General features: G+C 59.4%; 20 protein-coding genes. 10 read left to right on the forward strand and 10 right to left on the reverse strand.

The genetic code is table 11. The features are described from left to right. Nucleotides 1-2 precede the first annotated feature (2 nt). The 7 genes from FGU65_RS04520 to FGU65_RS04550 form a co-directional block, all read right to left on the reverse strand. Entirely contained in the window at nt 3-449 is a 447-nt protein-coding gene (locus tag FGU65_RS04520) for a bifunctional nuclease family protein (protein WP_301663222.1), read from the reverse strand. 46 nt (nt 450-495) lie between these two features. After that, nucleotides 496-1,527 (reverse strand): lysylphosphatidylglycerol synthase transmembrane domain-containing protein, encoded by a 1,032-nt coding sequence (locus FGU65_RS04525; RefSeq protein WP_301663223.1) that lies wholly within the window; start codon nt 1,525-1,527, stop codon nt 496-498. 146 nt (nt 1,528-1,673) lie between these two features. After that, a complete protein-coding gene (locus FGU65_RS04530) occupies nt 1,674-2,246 on the reverse strand; it encodes a DUF357 domain-containing protein (protein ID WP_301663224.1) in 573 nt (190 codons plus the stop codon). Next, nucleotides 2,243-2,995: a diphthine synthase gene (gene dph5 / locus FGU65_RS04535; RefSeq protein WP_301663225.1), complete on the reverse strand. Its 753-nt coding sequence runs from the start codon at nt 2,993-2,995 to the stop codon at nt 2,243-2,245. Before dph5 ends, FGU65_RS04530 begins: the two co-directional genes overlap by 4 nt. Nucleotides 2,996-3,005: 10 nt before the next feature. After that, complete coding sequence (locus FGU65_RS04540; protein ID WP_301663226.1) at nt 3,006-3,728, reverse strand: RAD55 family ATPase; 723 nt, start codon at nt 3,726-3,728, stop codon at nt 3,006-3,008. Between the two features lie 19 nt (nt 3,729-3,747). Further along, a complete protein-coding gene (gene feoB / locus FGU65_RS04545) occupies nt 3,748-5,601 on the reverse strand; it encodes a ferrous iron transport protein B (RefSeq protein ID WP_301663227.1) in 1,854 nt (617 codons plus the stop codon). After that, complete coding sequence (locus FGU65_RS04550) at nt 5,598-6,227, reverse strand: metal-dependent transcriptional regulator (RefSeq protein ID WP_301663228.1); 630 nt, start codon at nt 6,225-6,227, stop codon at nt 5,598-5,600. The genes feoB and FGU65_RS04550 overlap by 4 nt, the downstream gene beginning before the upstream one ends. An 88-nt stretch (nt 6,228-6,315) precedes the next feature. On the opposite strand from FGU65_RS04550, the gene polX reads away from it, so the two are divergent. Both polX and FGU65_RS04560 read left to right on the forward strand, forming a co-directional pair. Continuing rightward, nucleotides 6,316-8,013 carry a DNA polymerase/3'-5' exonuclease PolX gene (polX, locus tag FGU65_RS04555; RefSeq protein ID WP_301663229.1) on the forward strand — a complete coding sequence of 566 codons (1,698 nt, stop codon included), beginning with the start codon at nt 6,316-6,318 and terminating at the stop codon, nt 8,011-8,013. Then, nucleotides 8,010-8,600, forward strand: a complete 591-nt coding sequence (locus FGU65_RS04560; protein WP_301663230.1) for an undecaprenyl diphosphate synthase family protein — start codon at nt 8,010-8,012, stop codon at nt 8,598-8,600. Before polX ends, FGU65_RS04560 begins: the two co-directional genes overlap by 4 nt. A 7-nt stretch (nt 8,601-8,607) precedes the next feature. Here the strand turns inward: FGU65_RS04560 and uppS are convergent, their stop codons facing one another. After that, on the reverse strand, nt 8,608-9,393 hold the full coding sequence (gene uppS / locus FGU65_RS04565; RefSeq protein WP_301663297.1) for a polyprenyl diphosphate synthase: 786 nt from the start codon (nt 9,391-9,393) through the stop codon (nt 8,608-8,610). Beyond that, nucleotides 9,390-10,409 carry a radical SAM protein gene (locus FGU65_RS04570; RefSeq protein WP_301663231.1) on the reverse strand — a complete coding sequence of 340 codons (1,020 nt, stop codon included), beginning with the start codon at nt 10,407-10,409 and terminating at the stop codon, nt 9,390-9,392. Before FGU65_RS04570 ends, uppS begins: the two co-directional genes overlap by 4 nt. 178 nt (nt 10,410-10,587) lie before the next feature. Between FGU65_RS04570 and FGU65_RS04575 the strand changes: the two genes are divergently transcribed. From FGU65_RS04575 to FGU65_RS04595, 5 genes are all read left to right on the forward strand, one after another. Further along, complete coding sequence (locus FGU65_RS04575; protein WP_437344433.1) at nt 10,588-11,547, forward strand: DUF7289 family protein; 960 nt, start codon at nt 10,588-10,590, stop codon at nt 11,545-11,547. Nucleotides 11,548-11,596: 49 nt separating this feature from the next. After that, complete coding sequence (locus FGU65_RS04580; RefSeq protein ID WP_301663233.1) at nt 11,597-12,592, forward strand: type IV pilin domain-containing protein; 996 nt, start codon at nt 11,597-11,599, stop codon at nt 12,590-12,592. Nucleotides 12,593-12,623: 31 nt separating this feature from the next. Further along, nucleotides 12,624-13,703 (forward strand): type IV pilin domain-containing protein, encoded by a 1,080-nt coding sequence (locus FGU65_RS04585; RefSeq protein WP_301663234.1) that lies wholly within the window; start codon nt 12,624-12,626, stop codon nt 13,701-13,703. 30 nt (nt 13,704-13,733) lie between these two features. Next, on the forward strand, nt 13,734-15,101 hold the full coding sequence (locus tag FGU65_RS04590) for a type IV pilin N-terminal domain-containing protein (protein ID WP_301663235.1): 1,368 nt from the start codon (nt 13,734-13,736) through the stop codon (nt 15,099-15,101). Between the two features lie 574 nt (nt 15,102-15,675). Then, nucleotides 15,676-16,380, forward strand: coding sequence for a toll/interleukin-1 receptor domain-containing protein (locus FGU65_RS04595; RefSeq protein ID WP_301663236.1), 705 nt, complete (start codon nt 15,676-15,678; stop codon nt 16,378-16,380). 582 nt (nt 16,381-16,962) lie between these two features. On the opposite strand, the gene FGU65_RS04600 is transcribed toward FGU65_RS04595, so the two are convergent. Further along, entirely contained in the window at nt 16,963-18,348 is a 1,386-nt protein-coding gene (locus FGU65_RS04600; protein WP_301663237.1) for an ATP-binding protein, read from the reverse strand. 951 nt (nt 18,349-19,299) lie between these two features. Between FGU65_RS04600 and FGU65_RS04605 the strand changes: the two genes are divergently transcribed. The 3 genes from FGU65_RS04605 to FGU65_RS04615 all read left to right on the forward strand — a co-directional run bounded on the left by FGU65_RS04605 (nt 19,300) and on the right by FGU65_RS04615 (nt 20,335). Continuing rightward, nucleotides 19,300-19,539 carry an antitoxin VapB family protein gene (locus FGU65_RS04605; RefSeq protein ID WP_301663238.1) on the forward strand — a complete coding sequence of 80 codons (240 nt, stop codon included), beginning with the start codon at nt 19,300-19,302 and terminating at the stop codon, nt 19,537-19,539. Next, entirely contained in the window at nt 19,526-19,918 is a 393-nt protein-coding gene (locus FGU65_RS04610; RefSeq protein WP_301663239.1) for a type II toxin-antitoxin system VapC family toxin, read from the forward strand. Before FGU65_RS04605 ends, FGU65_RS04610 begins: the two co-directional genes overlap by 14 nt. A gap of 285 nt (nt 19,919-20,203) precedes the next feature. Beyond that, complete coding sequence (locus FGU65_RS04615) at nt 20,204-20,335, forward strand: hypothetical protein (protein WP_301663240.1); 132 nt, start codon at nt 20,204-20,206, stop codon at nt 20,333-20,335.

Consider the following 20,335-nt stretch of genomic DNA (forward strand, 5'->3'; position numbering starts at 1 on the left):
TATCAGAGATACTCTTTCAGATCGACCATCTGGGGGAGTTCCTCCCGCTTCACCGACGCCGTCAGGACGACGTCCGGCTCGATCATGATGGGCGCCCCGTACCGCAGAGCGATGGCTATCCCGTCGCTCGGCCGGCAGTCCAGGATCTCGGTCTTATCGTTCTGTTTCAGGACAAGTTTTGCGTAGAATACCCCATCCTCAAGCGCATCGATGTGGAGAGCCTCGAGCGTGATCCCAAAGCTCCCGATGATATCGATGATCAGGTCATGCGTGATGGGGCGGGGGAGCATCTCCATATTGAGGGCATTGCTGATCGAGATTGCCTCCCATAACCCGACATAGATCGGAATAGTGCTGTCGCCGCCGGCATCCAGCACAACGGTCGGGGCCGCTCCCATCTCGCTGACGGACATGAAGACCCCCTGCACGTGGCAACTCTGCACAGACATGTGATCATCTGACATACCCCTTATTCCCTTTAAAGGTTGGGGTCGGTTACCGGGTCTTTTCCGTCCGAACGACGATCTCCCGTCTGACGATGGAGAGACTCGCAAGGAGACCGAGAGCGATGTTGAAGTAGTAGAGGATCAGCCGCCAGAGGAGAACGAAGACGCCCACGATGGACGAATTGACGAATAACCCGTAGAGCGACGTCGCCGTGAGCTCCGCCACGCCCGAACCGCCCGGCGTCAGGGGGATCATCATGATGACGGCGATGATCAGCTGGACGACGAACGACTCGATGAAGTAGGGAGGCTGGCCAAGCCCCATCAGCAGCATGGAGGCGATGATGAACTCGGAGAACCAGAAGAGGCCGGTGAAGAGAAAACCCCACAAGAGCCCCATCCTGCCGTGGTTGACGAACCGGCCGAGGCTCTCGTGGAAGTTGTCGACCTCGCGGTCGATCGCGGCAAGGAAACTCTCGATCCGCTTCATCTTCCATTTCCGCCCGACCCACCCGGAGACGCGCCTTAAAAACCGCTTGAGGTGGTCCGGGTTCTTCACCGAGAAGACGAAGACCAGGACAAAGAGCGTGATGAGGACCCAGGCCGCGTACATCACGATGCTGACGCCGGCGGCAAGGCTGCTCCAGTAACTGCCGAGAAAGAGCATCGCGAACGCCCCGGCCGCCCCGAGGACGATGCCGTCGAGCACCCGCTCCATGATGACGACGGCCGTCGCGTCCCCGATCTTGACATCGGCACGGTAGAGTTCGTGGATCCGCACGGGTTCGCCGCCCGCCTGGGAGGGGGTGATCGCCGCAACCAGCATGTTGGCGAAGACCAGGTTCAGGCAGTGGCGGAACCCGACCCGGTAGCCGAGCGACCCGGTCATCATCTGTATCCGCAGTGCCCAGAAGACGAGTGCGACGACGTGGAGCAGCAGCGCCAGGACGAGGAAACCGGGATCGATCTGCTGGAGCTGCTCGAGCGTGGACTCGTCGGTGGTGAAATAGAGTACGGCGAGCAGCACGAGCGTGCTGAAACTGACCGATACCAAAAGCCACTTAACCTGGGACTTCTTCATGCACACGTGCTCCATACTGCCTTCGGCCGGGCAGGGGTTCTGCAGCCGATGGCGCAACCAAAACGCTGAGAAACCGAACACATAGGTATCTTCCAGGTAGTATTTAACGCTGTTTTCCCCGATTCACGGGCATTCCGTCAGACCCGCTATACCGTAAAGAGGTCGCGCCGCCGGGTGACCCGGAGCAGCCCGGCACGGACGCCGGCGTCCAGCCAGCCGTAGCCGTAGCTGAAGCGGGCAAGGGCGCCGGGAGAGTCGTTCTCCCGGAGGCGGGCGCGCCCGCCGGCGAGGCCGCGGCCTGCCGCGGCGATGCACTCCTCCGCCGCCCGGTGAAGCGGGCTTGCCGGGTCGGGCGCGATCTCCACGGAGACGGCGGCCTCGGCGAGCATCCGCTCGTAGCGGTGCGTCTTCTCGGAGAGGTGATCGGCCAGGGCGGCCGGGACCGCTGCGCCGATCTCGTCCGGGGACGGGGGTTCTGCGCCGCACCGGACGAGGCCGAGCGCCAGCCCGGCGTCCAGCCACCCGAGGCCGTAGGCGAAGCTCGCCAGGGCGTTCACCGGATCGCCGCCCGAAAAGAAGGTGCACCCGTCGGCATGGTAGGCGGCGGCCATCTCCAGGACATCGCATGCTGCCCGGTTGAGCGGGCTTTCCCCCGGAGGACCCGCCGACGCAGCCGCGACCGCCCGGCCGTAGCGGACACCGAACGCCTCGAGCGTCATAGTCCCGCGAACGTCTCCAGGTATTCGCGCTCCACGGGATGGAGGTCGGCAGGCACGATCAGGATATGGAGCGGCGGCCCGAAGTCAAAGGCTTTCAGCCGATCCGCCGTCCCGGCCGCGACGACGGGGCTCTCCGACCCGGCGCGGGCGATCCCGACGTAGAGATCCGGGGCGGGCTGACCCGTAGCCTCCGCCATCTCCTCCAGGAGCCCGACGGCCTCGGGCACCCGCATGTAGCGGTCCGGCTGGATATCGAGGTAGACCAGGGTGTGCAGCCCGCAGTCCAGGTTCGCCCGGACGGTCGCAAGCGGGGTCGTCGGGAACCAGCCTGCCGCCGGAAACGGGACCGAACAGGACTTGCCGAACCGGTAGTTCTGCAGACCGGAAAGCCCGCAGACCGCGCTCTGGATCGAGGAGGCGTGGACGATCACGGTCGGCACACCGGCCTCGGCCGCCCGGATCCGCAGGTCGGCATGGGTCGTGGAGACCATCGGGTCGCCGCCGGTGAGGAAGACCACGTCGCCGTCCCGCGCCCGGTCGATCACCGCGTCCGGGTGCTGCTCAACGTCCTCCCGGCCGAGCAGCCGGATCTCTTTCCCGAAGACCTGCTCCATCTCATCGACGCTGGATCCCATCAGGCGGGAGGTATACGCCTCCAGATAGACGGCGTCCGCCCGCCGGACGGCGTCGAGACCCTTCACCGATATGTCCCGGACGTCGAAGAGGCCGAGACCCACAAACGTCAGCATCGCTGTATCCTCATAGCATATCCACCACGAGCTGCCCGTCCTCCATGTGGTACTGGACCCACTGGGTGGTCGTCCCGTTGATCCCGACGATCCGGAAGTACCACTGCATGGACATCCCGACGTCCACGGACTTCACCTCGATGATCATGGTCATCAGCTGCTTGATGGTGGAGAGGGTTTTGTCGTCGAACGACTCGTTGTTCAGGATATAGACACCGATCCCCTCGAGTTTCTTGACGCGGTTGGTGATGACGTGGAGGAACCGGTAGGCGACCTCCAGGCGCGAGTACATCAGGAGCGTCGAGACCGAGTTGATGCAGAACCGCAGCGGCGGCGGGAGGGGGCCGCCCGGGTCCGCGTTCACGCTCTCTTTCCACATATCCTCGGCCATCCTGGAGAATTTGATCCCCATGCCGGTCAGGTCCATGGGGCTCGTGACGAATTTGGCGCGGGAGGTGTCCGAGAGCGTCGGGACCGAGCACTTGGTGATGGCGTCGATGACGCCGATATGATGTCTGTCCGCCCCCAGCCGTTTCAGCGTCGTGACGACGTCGGATGCCCGCTCGTCGGTCGATAAGAAGATGCTCCACTCGCCGTCCATCGGGCGTGCCAGCATGTATGCCAGGTGCTCTGCGTGCGAGAGCGGCGGCGTTAAAATGAGGATGTTGCTCGCCGCATGGATGCCCTGGAAGTGATTATCGATGATGGAAAGGCCGGTGTTGTAGCGGTACATCTCTGGTCCGTAGTAGCTGTTACGCGAAGGCGAAATTTATAACTGCCCCAACGGCAAGACCGAGCGCAACCGTGTAGACCGTTACGGCGAGGGTGACCCGTGAGCCGACCTCGCGGTGCAGCACGGTGATCGTCGAGAGGCAGGGGACGAAGAGCACCGTGACGATGGCGAAGATGTAGAGCTGCAGCGCCGTCAGCACCGCGCCGAGATCGGCGGTGCCGGCAAGCACCGCCAGGGTCTCAAACGCCATCTCTTTTCTGAGGATCCCGAAGATCAGCGCCGTCGCCGCGTACCCCGGGAGGCCGAGCAGCCCCTCGGTGACCGGCTCGATGAACGCCTCGAAGACGTCCATCACCCCGAAGAACTCAAACAGCCCGAGGAAGACGCTGCCGACCAGCAGGAGGGGCATGGCGATGAAGAGGAACTCGGAGAGGCGCATCCAGGACTTCTTCAGCACCAGCTCAGGGTCCGGGCGGCGGAGGGGCGCCATCTCCATGATCATCCCGAAGCGTTCGCCCGGCGTTATCCGGGAGAGGAGCAGCCCGGTGAGCACGATCAGCACAAAGACGATGGCGTAGATGCTGAAGGCCGCCGCAAGGCCGATGAAACTTGCGACGATCCCGGCGATGATGACCGTCCGCGCCGAGCAGGGCACCATGGTGACCAGGAACGCCGCGATCATCCGCTCCCGCCGGCTCCGCAGCGTCCGCACGCTCATGACGGCCGGGACGTTGCACCCGAACGCGAGCGTCACCGGGATGATCGCCCCGCCGTGCATCCCGAGCCGGTGCATCGCCTTGTCGGCGAGGAACGCCGCCCGGGTCATGTACCCGGAGTCCTCCAGGACCGAGATGAAGATGTAGAAGAGGAAGACGTAGGGAAACGCAATCCCGAGGCCCGCCTGGAGCGCCAGCAGGATCGCGATCCCGACGGCTTCCACGATTCCCGGCAGATCGAGCGCGGTGAAGGGTTCGACCGCGTAGACCTCGAAGAGGGTGACGATGAACCCCTCCAGCCACCCGCCCACGATGAAGACCGTCAGGAGCATCGCGAGCAGGACGCCGAGCAGGAGGGGGATGCCGGGGATCACCCGGGTGAGAACCGTGTCCAGGTCGAAGGACGGTGCGGGCTCTTTCTGCCGGACGGTGATGGAGTCCGCGATCTGCCGGGCGAAGTTGTGCCGGTTGGCAGCGATGATCTGGCTGATCGTCATCCGGTGGCGGCTCTCGATCTCCTCGGCGATCGTCTTTGCGGTCTCGAGGAGTTCGGCATCGTCGCCGATCCCCTCCAGCGCCTGCAGGCTTGCGAAGCGGTCCGTCCCCTGCATCTTGTCCAGGCTCCGGACGGCGGCCTCGATGTGGTGGTCGTAGGGCACCTCAAGCGTCGCCGGGCGTGCCGCAGAGAGGGCCGCCGGGATGATCCTATCGATGTTCTTCCCCTGCAGCGCCGAGGTGAGCAGCACCTCCACACCGAGGAGATCGCGCAGGGCGGCTGTATCGACGGTGAACCCCTGTTTCGCCGCCTCGTCGATCATGTTCAGGACGACGACCATCGGGAGGCCGTACTCGGCTGCCTGCAGGAGGAGGTAGAGGTTCCGCTCAAGCCGGGTGACGTTCAGGACGGCGACGATGACGTCCGCCCCCTGCTGCTCCAGGAACCGGCGCACCAGCACCTCTTCGTCCGAAGCGCCGTCGAGAGAGTAGACGCCGGGGAGGTCGATCACCTCGATGATCTCGCGCTGGTAGCAGGTGTTGCCCCGCTGGAGCTCGACGGTCGTGCCCGGGTAGTTGCTCACCTCGACCCCGAGGCCGGTCAGCTGGTTGAAGATCAGGGATTTGCCCACGCCCGGGTTGCCGATGAGGGCGCACTTCATCCGGATTTCTCCACGAATATCGATGCCGCGATCTCCGGGCTGATCGCAATGTCGCAGCCCTTGGCCCGCACCACCATTCCCTGGTTCGGGAGTTTCCTCCGGATGGTGACCATCTCGCCGGGCAGGATACCGAGGTCGAGCAGCCGCCGGTTGCACCCGGGCTGCGCGAGCACGGTGACCCGGACGGTATCGCCCTCGGAGAAGTCAAGAAGCGTCGTCGTGCTGCGCCCGCACCGGCGTCTGCCCGGATGCCGGGGGCGGGGGCAGTCGATGTAGGACGAGAGGCGGTCGATCGTCTCGTCGGAGATCTCGTGCTCCAGGGTGCAGGCCTCGCGTGAGGCGGCGGCACCGTCGATCCCGAGCATCTCGGTCAGGAAGCACTGCAGAACGCGGTGTTTGCGTGCGACCGTCGCCGCCCGCTCCCGGCCGGTCTCGGTGAGATCGATACCGCCTTCCGGCGTGCGGACGAGATACCCGTCCCTGACCAGTGCGGAGAGCGCCGTCCCGGCGGTGTCGGGGTCGGTCTCGAGCGCCCCGGCGATCTCCTCCGCCGTCGCCGGCCGCCCTGTTCCCGTTGTTACGGTGAGAACCGCCTCAAGATAGTCTTCACAGGTCGAGGGATGCATTGTATGCATTTTTCGTTCTCAACGATTTTATGGATTTGCTTCGTGCCCTCCCTGAATGCCTATATATACAGGCTGCCGATTCTTATGCATGGAGCGCCCAGGGGAGGTGCAGGTCTCGAACCGGGATGTTGCCCGGCTGCTCGAGTTCACGGGCCAGCTGCTGGAGATCTCCGGCGGGGACACCTTCAAGGTCAGAGCCTACGCCCGGGCGGCGCAGGAGATCGAGCGGCTCGGCGCGCCGGTGGTGGAGATGCCGGAGGAGGAGCTCGTTGCCGTCCGCGGCGTCGGGCACCAGATAGCCCGGAAGGTCCGCGAGATCGCAGAGACCGGCACGTTCAGAGAACTCGACCGTCTGAAGGCCTCGATCCCGGACTCGCTGATCGAACTCCTGGAGCTCGACGGCGTCGGCCCGAAGACGATCCACCTGCTCTGGAAGAAACTCGGGATCGAGAGCGTCGCCGATCTCGAACGGGCGGCGAAGAACCGCCGCATCCGGGCGCTCAGGGGCTTTGGGGAGAAGAAGGAGGAGAATATCCTCCGCGCCATCGTCCGGTTCCGCAAGCGGAGCGAGCGGATGACCCGGAGAGAGGCGGAGGAGATCGTCCGGGTCGTCACCGCCGCTCTCTCCCCCGGCACCTTCACGGTCGCCGGGAGCTACCGCCGGGGGCGGAGCACCGTCGGCGACATCGATATCGTGACGCGGGAGCCCCGGCGGGACGTCGTAGCACGGGTATCCGATCTTGCCGACGATGTCATCGACGACGGGGCGCGGAAGACCTCGATCCGCGTCCGGGGCAGGCGAGTGGATATCCGGTACGCGACGCCGGAGATCGCCGGGGCGATGCTCCTCTACCTGACGGGTTCGAAGGCGTTCAACATCCACCTCCGGTCGGTCGCCATCGCGCAGGGCTGGACCCTGAACGAGTACGGCCTCGAGGAACGGGCGAGCGGGACGCTGCGGCCGATCGGGAGCGAAGAGGCGGTCTTCGACGCCCTCGGGATGGCGTATATCCCCCCGGAACTCCGCGAGGATACGGGCGAGATCGAGCGTGCGCAGGCGGACCGGCTGCCGGTGCTCGTCGAACCGGCGGACGTGCACGGCGACCTGCATACCCACACGACCTGGAGCGACGGGCGGCAGAGCCTCGCAGAGATCGCAGATCGCGGCGACGCGCTGGGATACGAGTATATCCTGATCACCGATCACTCCTCGAGCCTCGGCGTCGCCCGCGGCCTCGACTCCGGCCGGCTCGACGATCAGCGGCGGGAGATCGAGCGGGTCAACCGGGAGCATACCTGCAGGCTGCTGGCGGGCGTCGAGGTCGACATCATGACGGACGGTTCGCTCGGGCTTCCGGACAGGGTTCTCGCCGACCTCGACCTTGTCATCGCCTCGGTCCACTCCGGCTTTCAGCAGGAGTCGGACCAGATCACCCGGCGCGTTCTTGCGGCGGTCGAGAACGAGCACGTCGATATCATCGGCCACCCGACCGGCCGGCTGCTGGGTCGGCGGCCGCCGTATGCGATCGATCTTGCCCGGGTGATCGAACGGGCGGCCGAGACCGGCACGGCGCTTGAGATCAACGCCTCGCCCCACCGCCTGGATCTGGATGATATTTATATCAGACACGCCAAGGAAATGGGAGTGAAGCTCTCCATCGGGACGGACAGTCACCGTCCCGCAGAATTTTCCAATATGCGCTACGGCATCATGCTCGCCCGCCGGGGCTGGTGCGGCCCTGCCGATCTGCTGAACACCTCCACGCTTGCGGAGCTGCTGCCGTGATCTACTGGCTCTACGAGAAGTATCTGCGGCGGAACCTCTCGACGCTCCCGGGGAGCATCTGTTTTATGATCACCGAGCAGGACCACATCGAGGCTCCGGGCAACCTCTCCCGGATCACCGAGTGGTGCCGGGAACTCGGGATCGGACACGTGACGTTCCACATCAGCACCGACGACCCTGACCGGCTCGCCCGCTATATTCCGGAGATCCGCACGCTCGGCGAGATCGCACGCCTCACCCTCCGCTACCGGGAGACGAAAGAGGTTCTCGGGAGCGGGATTGATGTCACGGTCGCGATCGGGGAGAGCGGGCGGCAGGAGATCACCGCCTGCATCCGGAAGATGGCCGAGCGCGGCGTCGACCCGGAGGAGGTGGACGAGGCGCGGATCGAGTCGTTCCTCACCTTCCCGTACGAGCCCGATCTCGTCATCAAGACCGGCGGCGACTACCTCACCGATTTTCTGATCTGGCAGTCGGTCTACTCGGAGCTCTTCTTCCTCGACGTCAACTGGCCGGCGTTCCGCAAGGTGGATTTCCTCCGGGCGCTTCGGGACTACCAGGCGCGTGCCCGCCGGTTCGGGACGTAAAAAAAGGTTATTCTGCAGGGATGCGGCGGCGCTCTTTCATCCGCATTCTCTGGTCGTAGACCCGCATCGCCCGCAGAAGATCGATCTTGCGGAACGCCGGCCAGAAGGGGGCGCAGAAGTAGACGGCGGATTCGTGCCCGTTCGCCAGCCACGGCAGGAAGTTTGAGGTCCTATATTCGCTGCCGGTCCTGACGATGAGATCGACGGGGGGGATGCGCATGCCGCGGTTGAGGTGCCCCTCCACGGTATCGGCATCGATCGCGTCCGGGGCGAGGGTGCCGGCCTTCACTTCCCGGAGGATCGAGCGGGCGGCGTGCACGATCTCGTTCCTCCCGCCGTAGGCGAGCGCGACGTTGACGAAGTAGTTGCTGTATTCCCGTGTTGCGGCCTCGGCGGCCTGCAGCGTCTCCAGGAGATCGGGAGGGAGGAGGGAGCGGTCGCCGATGATCTGGACCCGGATTTTGTCGCGGTGCACCCGGGGGTCCTCGATGACGGCACGGAACTTCAGTTTGAAGAGCCGGAAGAGGGCGTCGAGTTCGCCGGTGTCCCTGCGGAAGTTCTCGGTCGAGAAGGCGTAGAGGGTGATGTGCCGGATCCCGAGCTCGGACGCCCAGTCCAGCACCATCTCGGTGGTGTCGGCGCCCCTCCGGTGGCCGTCGGCCTTCTGGATCCCGTGGTTCTTGGCGTAGCGGCGGTTGCCGTCCTGGATCACCGCGATGTGCTGCGGGACGTAACGGATCTGGTTCTTCAGGACGCGTTCGTACAGCGCTTCGAGCCAGGTGCGTGTCTTCAGACCGGCGTCACCTCCACGATCATTCCTCCGTTCGGATAGCGTTCGACGACCTCTTTTTCACCGGGAAGGTCGTCTGCGTCTTCGACGAGCACCCACCAGGCGGTCTCGATCCGGCCGTCCACCCGCTCGTAGCCGACATCGTCGAGGAGCGGGAGGATCGCGTCGACCGGGCCGGACGGGGTGAGGACGCCGTAGACGATCGTCCCGTCGTCGGTCACCTCGTCGAACGGTCGGGCAGTATTGTATGCTATCCGTTTTAACCGTTCCCGTAACTGCACCGAGTCCTTGAACGACGATCCGCACCAGTGCACCTTCGGGCTCGCCGCAACGAGCTCCGCCGCCCAGGAGCGGGAGTCCGCGACGGCGTTGTGCACCCCGTCCTCCAGGGTAAGATCGCGCTCGCGCATCGCGGCGGCGCAGGTGTCCCCCCACTCGAGTTCGTTGATGTTCAAAAAGTCGAGGAGCGGGAGCATGGGGATGAGGTGTTCGAGCCCGGGCAGCGCCGGGACCTCGATCCCGACGGCAAAGCCCATCGCCCGGGCACGCCCCGCGGCCGCGGCCCACGCGCCTTCGCAGATGCCGGGCCAGTCCTCCTGCGGCGGGTGGAGGCGGATCTCGTCGACAAGCCCGGCGAGCCGCCGGAGGGTTTCTTCGTCCGGCGGGACGCCGGTGTAGAGGTGGATCTGGTGCTCTGCGCCGAAGTGCTCTTTCAGCCGGCTGCAGTATTCGACCACCCGGTCGAGGACGATCAGGGGTTCGCCGCCGGTGACCCCGGTGCCGAGCGCCTGCATGCTCTCCGCGACCTCGAGCATCTCCTCAGGCGTCTCGATCCGCCGCTCGTTTGCGTAGATGGCGTCTTTTCCCTTCCGCTCGCGGGAGAGCGGGCAGTACCAGCAGGTGCGCCGGCACCGTCCGGTCACGAAGAGCACCATCTTCGCCCCCTGGTGGCAGAGGACGCAGCCGTCGGAGAGCAGCGCTCCGTCCTCATCCCTGTTCTGCACGCGGATCTCTTCCATGGATACCCATATAGGTTGCACCGAATGCCAGAAAAAACCTTGGAGCCTGTCGGCTCCACACGATTCTTTCGAAAATTACCAAATCTGGGAAACATTTTCCCGATTCGGCCGCTTTGCGCGGCACGGATTTTTCCAATAGTATTAAATAACCGCCCGGCGAAAAATCAAATCACCTATTATGCCGCACGCTCCTCGCGATGACGCTCTCTCGGAAGTTGTCGGATTTGTGCTGATACTCGGAGTGCTGGTGCTCGTGATGTCGCTCTACCAGCTCTACGTGGTGCCCGCAGAGGGACGAGAGGACGAGATTGCGCAGATGAACGCTGTAAAGGACATCTTTACCGATTACAAAATAACGCTAGATTCACTCTGGATGAATGAAGAGAGCGAGACACGCGGGGTAACAACGAGCACGTCATTTCAGCTCGGCACGTTAGGGTCATCGACGGTGAGCGGCGGCGTAACGATGCCGGTTCTCCGGCCGATAGGGTCAACGGCCATAGTCGAGGTGAATAATCCTGACAGATCAGAAGTTTTCCGCATATATGAGGGATCCGTCAGCGACGGTGACATAACAGAAGGTAATATTATAGCTGAAATCGATCCGGGAGCGCTCGAATACGAGAGTCAGAATAATTACTGGATCCAGCAGGTATACTACTACCAGATGGGCGGCGTCTTTTTAGCGCAGGATTCCGGAACAACGACCCGCATATCACCCCTCATATCGATATACCCTACAAGAGACGACGTTACATGTGTGGTTATACGCGCCATCCAGATAACCGGCGGAGGTGCCGTCGGCGGCTCGACCCCGGTTCGGGTTGACACCCGTTTCCGCGATAGCACAGTGACGTACGAACCCGAATCGTACTCTGAAGTAACGCTCCTTTTGGAAACTCCCGACGAAAAAACAGGGAACACATGGCGGAAAATTTTCACAGAGAGCGCGAAACGCGAGGGGCTCGATGCAGACTGGTATGATATCGATTACTTCGGGGGCGATGCCTCACGCCCCTACATCACGATCTACGGCAAGAGTGGAGCATCGGACGAAAGCGAGACGGATGTAACTCTCGATTTGAAGCACTATTACTTCGCGGTCACAGTGCAGAACGTAGCCTCTCAAATCGACTAGAAAGCGTGTTGCCATCTGAAAAATGTATTATAACCAAGAGGGGATGCAGATGAAGAATGATGACGGAATTTCAGGCACAATGGGGGCGATGCTGCTCGTATCGGTGGCGGTCATAGGAGTTGTGGTCGTCGGCGTAACGATGACATCTCAGGATCAGGTTAGTGAAATACCGCAAATAGCGGTAGTCGCGGGATTGGAAAAAGGTGCAGAAGAGGGTGAGCCAAATACGCTCTACCTCTACCACAGTGGAGGCGACACCCTGAAATGTGGTGATTTTGAGTTAGTGGTAGACGGAATACCGCGATCGGACTATTGTATTGTCGGAGGCGACGAGGGAACCGACGAGTGGTCGGTCGATACGGCTCTGGAGCTGACTTGCGATACTGAAAACCCAAACGTGCAGATCATTCATACCAGCACTGGTGTATCCACACTCCTGAAGACAACAGTCCTTGAACCACCGGACACCTCGCCCGAAAATGAAATCCAACCCGATACGGGATCAATAACAACAGTTCCAAGCCATACTTCTGATGATGATATAATCATCATTGTCGAGCCGGAAGACGGGAGCGAGTATGAACACAATCCAGGTAATGGACACAGGGCTCCACTCGACGTGACCGTATGGGTAAAAAAAGGCTATTCGATTAACCGCGTCATACTATCGGCTATTGCAACAACGGCTGAAGACATTAATCATAAGGAAGTCACTGCTGTTGAACTGGATCTCGGATCCGGAAGTGACGCCGGGGATGATCGGTATACCAGTTACTCCTATACCTTCTCAGCAGGTTCTGAACATTTGAATAAACTTACCGGTGGTTCCGGAGACGATAACATTGTACTGACTGCCATCGGACTCGATGCTGACTTAAACGCGTATACGGACAATACGTACTTCACCATCCTCTCACAGGGCCCTGGAAATGGTGACGAGGAGGATGAGGAAGGAGGAGATGATGAAGAGGATGAGGAGGAAGATGATGAGGAAGAAGATGATGATGGGGACAATCCCGGCAAAAAGAAAGGACAGGACAAATAATTTTTGAGATTCACCGCAGGATTAAAGCACGATGAAACAAGGGCTCAACGACCAGGCAGTCTCCGAACAGATTGCGATCGTCACCATGATCTCCATAGCGGCGCTGGCAGTTGCCATTATCGCGACCCTCCTTCTCTCGCAGCCTGCACCCGGCGAAATACCCAGAGTCACTGCAGTCATCACGAACGAGAGCGACACCGTGTATCTCTATCATTCCGGCGGCGATATCATCGAAGAAGGTCTCCTCGCAATCCTTATCGATGGAGAACCGGTCGATATGGCCACCGTGCAGATACGCGGCGGCGACACCCGCTGGCCATGGGAGATCGGTGAGACGCTCGCCGCAACAGACCCCGGTACCGGCATGCCATTACGCGTCGACCTTGTCTATACGGGGTCCGGCAACAACGTCCTCCTGACAAGCACAACCCTCACCAGGTCTGCAACTCCGGGAGGCCCCGATACCCCCGGGCCGGGCGACGGCGGCGGGATCGACATCCACTTCGATGACCAGGAGGAACTCGACGCCTGGGTGGTCGACCAGTTCGTCCAGCAGCTTGAGGCCAACTCGATCTACCTCTACCAGAATGTTCGGAACGATAATGAGGTCTGGGGAAACAGCGGCTTCTTCAACTTCACCATCGCAAAGGCGGAGTCGTATCTGGAACTGACCGTGAACAACGTCGGAGAGACACCGGATCGAATATCATTCAGCATCGGGGATCGGGTAAGCATCAACCTCGACGACTCCACAATGCGGTTCTTTGCCATCGGCAACGGAGGATGGCACACCTTCGCGACCGACGTTGCGATCTATAAAAATAACGTCAGACTGGAAAAGAAAAAGAATCAGGAATACAGTTTCATCGTCGGCGGGAGGCTCTACGGGTTCGACGAGTTCGACTCATCAGTGGACATCACAACACAATCAAAACCGCTCCACACGGAGCTCTACATCAACAACACCCCCCTGATAAACAGCACTTGGACAAAGTCAATCACCCTCACTCGCGTGCAGCCGGCACAGCCGACACTGCTGATACTGGATATCTCGAAGAACGATCCGAACTATATCGTCGGAAACGCAGATTCGATAACGGGTATTGTGTAGGCAAGGAGTATTTGCGGGGAAAATGAGCATATGATGCAGAACGATCGAGCCGTATCCGAGGTTGTCGCAACCGTCCTCCTGATCTCCGTAATCGGACTTGCCGCATCCATCTTTGCTGTCGGGATGATCTCACAATTTGGAAACGAGGACCCTCTTCCTGCCGCTAAAATAGACGTCGCTTACGAGGGAGGCACCGTATATATCGAACACCAAGGCGGCGACCCGATCCGCGACGACGAATTACGAATACTCATCGACAGCCGCGAGGAAGATTTTTCTGACCAGATAGAAGGGGGCGACTGGTCGATTGGAGAGGTGCTGGAGTACTCCGGCACTCCGGAATTGGTGCAGGTAATCTACGCTGGGAGCTCGCGGTCGGACCTGCTCTACAGCTTCAGTCAGGTTGCAGGATTTGATTTTGTCTCGTATGTCATCGATGAGAACGTCTTTGTTTATGGGAATCAGTTACAATTTGCCGGCAACCAGGTAAATGGCCCCGGTGCTGCGACCATAATAAAAGGCAATCTGATAACAACAGATCTTAATGATAATGCCCAACTACTCGTTTCAAATATATACATTGATGGTAATGTGGAATTCACTCGAGGGAGCATAACATTAGGATCAGATACAAACCCCGGCTCAGTATATATCAATGGCGATTTAAAATTAAAAGTAGCAGGAGATCATGCTTTTTACGGCGACACGTATGTTTCTGGTAGTTTAGATATTGACGAAACCGTAACCCCGACATTTTATGGTAATGTGTACGTTAAAGAAAATGTAAACCTACGCAATGGAGATATTTACGGCGATTTATATCAAGGAGGAGATCTGTATTTAAAGAGTGCACGCACTCGGGGTAATGTTTATGTTAACGGTAACGTCCAATTGGATAGGACTCCCACTGTAGACAAACAAATAGAATATACAGGAGGTTTGACAAAACCAGGCGGGTACCCCAAAGCAATTCTCGATAAGTGTATTCAGACACCACACGTTCCGGAAGTCCCCGGTTTTGAGATCCCAAATCTCGACATACCTCCCGTGAAATCTGCTGATTGGTACTCAGACCACGGATATGTATCAGGGGGTGATTTGAGCAGCAACATGAAAATTTTTGCTGATAGTTACACACTCAGTAAACATTGGTCGACAACTGCTGCTGAAAATGTAATAATTGTAGCAAGCAACGGGGATATTAGTCTAACCGGCTACTGGGATATCGATATTGAAGGAGTGTTATTCGCACCCAATGGAAAGGTGTCTTTTGGAGGGGGATCATTCGAAGGATTGGTCATTGCAAGGGACGGTTTCTTTGTCACCAGCGGTGGGTCCACAGTGACCTTTAAAAATTTCGAGGAATATTTCGATAGCCCCGAGGATTATCCATTCTAATGACCAAATCGGCAACTCAGAAGTGGAGATCACTTTACTCTTTTGGATCCATGATGTCAGTCTATTTGCAGGATTTGCAAACAGTTACCACAGGTGAGGTCATCATGTGCCAAGATTACGCTCACCAGAGATAAATACAATGCTACGCTGAACGGAACATTACCAGCAAGGAGACTGGTAAGTGTTCGTAGTCGCTAACAAGAACAATCCACCACGGCGGAGCAGATCTGCCTTAATCTCGCGTCTGAAGGTTTCTTCTAATGTAATTTAAATACACGCCAGCGGCAACACCTCCGACCATGGCAACAACAAGTGACGTTGCAGCATCTCTCATGTACGAAGGGCAACTTTGCGTGAGATAAAAGATTGCACACAACAATATGTAAGCAACTGCTATGAATACAAAGAGACCAATAGTTTCTTTTAACGGTTTTTTCATGTTAGTTCATCTAAATCACATGAGGTATAACCGTGACGAATATTTTTGCAGAACTCCCACACTGCCCGCAGCACCAATTCCACCGAGCGTGCTCGCCGGCCAAACATTAATCATTTGCCAAGCCGACAATCCTGTGTGGCGGATGATTTCTTTATAAGTTACAATACAGCCGATAAATCGTGGGCGAAGTGGGTCGCGTGGGCGTTAGAAGAAAAGAACTACTCAGTAAGAATTGATGATTGGGATTTCCAACCTGGAAATAACTTTGTTAACCGGATGGACAACGCCTTAAAAAAGGCAAACGTGATGCTTCTGATTTTATCACCGGATTATCTTGATTCTGAGTATTGTCAGGCAGAATGGACATCAAAATTTTGTGAAGATTCCACGGGCGAACAAAGAAAAATAATCCCAATAATGGTTCGTGAAACAGTCCTATCCGGCCTTCTTAAGGCGATAATACATATCAATTTAGTTAGCCTCAATGAAGATCAAGCAAAGGAGAGGTTGTTGCAAGGCATCTCACAGGAGAGGGGAAAACCATCACATCCACCTCCTTTCCCAGGAAAGGAAACAGCATTGGAAAAACCCAAGTTCCCAGGAGTTACTGGAAAACTATTGCGCAGACCATGTGCTTATTGTCGCGGCACAGGGAAAGATCCAACGAAGCCAATATTAATACCTGCCCCATGTCCAGTATGCAATGGAAACAAGGAAAACGAAGTTCCATCATCAGCAAGACCATGCAACTTTTGTGATCAAAGCGGCAGGGACCCTGCTTCCCCATTAATTATGCCAGAACCCTGTCGAATATGTAAAGGTTCCGGATTTAGATTGTGATTAGGCAACAGTCATTTAAAATCCCGCCAACCCCCTCCGAAAAAAACCACCCTCACAGAAGCCCACAGACAGCCGATCTCTGCCCCGCCCATACCAGACACCCTTCAAAAATTACCCTCGCTCATATCGCCAATATAACCCTCGGATCCTGCCGCATTTCGCGAATCGAAGCGATATCCTCCGCCCAATCCCCAGGCCGTGATCCGCCCTCGGCAACCTTCGCGAAAATCGAAAAATAACGCTGAATTGCCCCTCTTTTCACCCGGTGCGAGGGCGACCCCGCCCGGCCCCGCCGGGAATGCGCCAGGGCTGCCGTTTCGGTAAAGCAACGTTTACATACCTGCACTCCACCCAAAGCTGCCGAAAAAAACGACCCTCATAGATGCCCGCAGACGGCCGATCCCGGGGTGGGCCATAGGAAACATCCTTGGAAAATTACCATCGATCATATCGCCGGTATGGCCTCGCGATCCTGGCGCTTTTCAGGGATCGGGGCGATATGATCCGTTTAATTCCTGAGGCGAGATCCGCCATCCGGGATCTTCGCTAAAATCGAAAAATAACCCCGATTCACCCCTCTTTTCATCCACTGAGAAGGTGGCCCCCGGTGCACGCCGCCTCGATGTCCGCAAGATCGTAGACGAGGAACCCCTCCGCCCGGAGCCGGTCCTTCCCCTCAACGCCGCCGGCGACAAGACAGAAGCGTTCGCTGCGGCACTGCTCGTGCCGGACGTGCTCCGCCTTCTGCACGAGCCGCGTGAGCAGGCCGCGGGCCTTCCGCTCGGTAAGATTCCCCCACTTGCATTCCCCAAAGATGATGCTCCCGTCACGCTCCCGGACGGCGACCAGGTCGATCTCCTCGCCGCGGTACCACCACCGCCCGACGGTGTAGCCCGGCAGGAAGGTTCGGGCGAACTCGCTGCGCACAAAGGCCTCGAACCGCTTGCCGAAGTAGGGGTTCAGATCGACGGCATCCGCAGGGTGGTTCTCCATCTCGATCGCCTGTCGGCGTGCGAAGACGAAGTTGTACCAGAAGTCGAAGACAGCGTCCCGGATCCGGTACACTCCCTGCCGCCGGCTGCCGAGCAGGGGCAGCTCCTTTTCGATGATCCCGAGCCGGGTCATCGCCTCGAGGTAGGGGTAGAGGTGGCGGGCGTCCATGCCGCAGAACTGGGCGATCGTGCCGGGCGCGGTGTTGCCGACGGCGACGGCATTGAGGATCGCCTGGTAGGTCTTCAGCTCCCGAAACTCCTGCGAGAGGAGAAAGGAGGGCTCCCGGTAGAAGTAGCCGTATCGATTGAAGAATTCCCGCTCGACGAAGGCCGCGTAGCCTGGGTAGTCGGCGGCCTTGAGGAGGTACTCGGGGATGCCGCCGATGGTCAGGTGCGCCTTGAGGGCGTCCTGAAAGGAGAATGAAGGGAGTAGTTTTCGTGCATCCGCGAACCGCAGCGGCCCAAGAAGCATGTCGCGGGTCCGCCGCCCGTAGAGCGGAGAGGTGTAGGAGAGGGCGGTGTCGGTCATCAGCCCGAGCATCGACCCGGAGAGGAGGATGCACCAGTTCGACTCTGCAAGAGCGGTATCCCAGGCCTTCTGGAGGGCGGAGAGGATGGCCGGATCGTTCTTGATCAGATAGGTGAACTCGTCGATGACGAGGTAGCGCCGCTCCGGAAGAGGTTTTTGCGCGAGGTAGGTGAAGAGCTGGTCCCAGGTCGCAAGTTCGAGCGAGCCGAGGAGCGTGTCGGCGAAGAACCGTGCCATCTCCTCCTGCAGCCGCCGGATCTGGATCTGCGGTGCGGTGTCCTCGGCGAAGTGGAGAATGCCCTCCTTGCCGCGGATGAACTCGGTGACGAGCCGGGTCTTACCGATCCGGCGGCGGCCGTAGAGGATGATCAACCGCCCGCCGCCCTTCCGCCACTCCTCCTCGAGGAGAGCGCGCTCGGTCTCGCGGTCGACGAACTCCCTAATCATGATTAGTACTAATCCAGATTAGTATTAAGGGCTTCGCCACCATGCAACTGTGGCGGATCCGCCGCTGCCGGCCTTAGGCACGGGCTCCCTGCGTGCTCGCGGCTGCCGTTTTGGTTAAGCAATCCTTACATATCAGTAATTCCGGGCCAACCCCCCAAAAAAACCACCTCCACAGAAGCCCCCAGACGGCCGATCTCGACCTCACCCATACCGGACATCCTCAAAAAATTACCCTCCCGCATATCGCCGCTACGGCCTTACGATACTGTCATATTTCGGCAATCCGGGCAAAATCCTCCGCCCAATCCCCAGGCCGGGATCCGTCATCAGGAACAGTCGCGAAAATCGAAAAAGAACGCCGATTTAACCCCATTTTCAGGCTTCGGGGGGGCGACACCACCCGGCCCCGCCGGGCATGCGCCAGGGCTGCCGTTTCGGTAAAGCAACGTTTAAATACCCCCACTCCACCCGGAGCTGCCGAAAAAAACGACCCTCATAGATGCCCTCAGACGGCCGATCGCGGCCCCGTCCATACCAGACATCCTTGAAAAATTACCCTCCCGCATATAGGCGATATGGCCCTCGGATCCTGCCGTTTCCCGGCAATCGGGACGATATTCTTCGCCTAATTCCAGGACCGGGATCCGCCGTATGAAACGGGCGGTAAAATCGAAAAATAAACCCGGAATACCCTTCTTTTCACCCGTCGGGAGGGCGACCCCGGGGCACTCCCCACAGCCCGGGGAGCCAGCCCTCGCCAACCTCCGGAGTCCCGACCCGATACTGCGGCATGCCGGGGCAAAGGCACGGTCCGGCAGGGTATCCGGGGTTGCCGGAGTGTATTGCGGCACCCCAGAACCGGCGAAGAACGATCCCGACGAAAACCTCCCGGCCGGACGAGGCGCCGAAGAGCGCGAGATCATAAATACACATACATACACATACACAGGCATGGGAACCAGGACGATCAGCATCAGCGACGATGCATATGAAAGACTTTCACGGCTGAAAGGCCCCTCGAACATGAGTTTTTCTGAAGTTATCCTGAAGTACACCCCGCCGAAGAAGAAACTCTCGGACATCCTCAAGGAGTTCGGGTCAAATCCTGCTCTGGCCGATTCGGTCCAGAAAGCCTCGGACGAGATGAGAAATGCTTCGATGCGTGAGGTCGACTTCGATGCCGACACTTGACACGTCCCTGCTTATCGACCTGATCCGGCACGACCCGGAGGCGATGCGAACGCTTGAAGCGATGGAGCAGGAAGGACAGCCCCTTGCAACCACCCCCATCAACATCCTCGAGCTCTATCGCGGGGCGTTTCTCTCGGCATCGGTGCAGGAAAATCTCCGGGAGGTCGAAGCGATCGTCCAGGCGCTGATCGAGCTTCCGATCACCGACGAGACCTACCGCGTCTTCGGCACGCTCGCCGCCGAACTTCGGGGGAGCGGCAGACCGATCGGAGATTTCGACGAGGTGATCGCCGCAATCACGCTCGCGGGCGACGGCGAGATCGTCACCCGTGACCGCCACTTCACCCACGTTCCGGGGCTGAAGGTCAGGACCTACTGACGAAGGCACATGCCCGGCGGACTTCTCTGCCCGAGGTTTCGGGATAGCCTCCGCAAGCCCGGTAGGTAGGCATGGCAGGTAGGGCTTCAAGCATGGTAAGTAAGCCTTTGAGCATGGCAAGTAAGCCTTTGCTTCCTGCGGCATGCCCTGGAAGACCGGGTCGCAGAAGCGATCGCCGACGCATTTCCGGAGCGGGCGGTTGCCATCTGAAGAAAAAGGGCGGAGAAGCTCATCGCCGAGACCCGCCCGCGCTCGTACGAGGAGTCCGCCCGCTACCTGAGAAGGATGCGGCCGCGGATGGAGCAGCAGGCGTGGGAAAAGTATCTCGCAGAACTGCGGCACACGCATTCGAGAAAGAAGCGGTTTCTCGAGATCCTCGATCGCGTGGAGGACCGGCGGATCATTGAGCGTGCCTGA

The organism is Methanoculleus frigidifontis (assembly GCF_030464345.1).
In the GTDB taxonomy this organism is placed as follows: Archaea; Halobacteriota; Methanomicrobia; order Methanomicrobiales; family Methanoculleaceae; genus Methanoculleus_A; species Methanoculleus_A frigidifontis.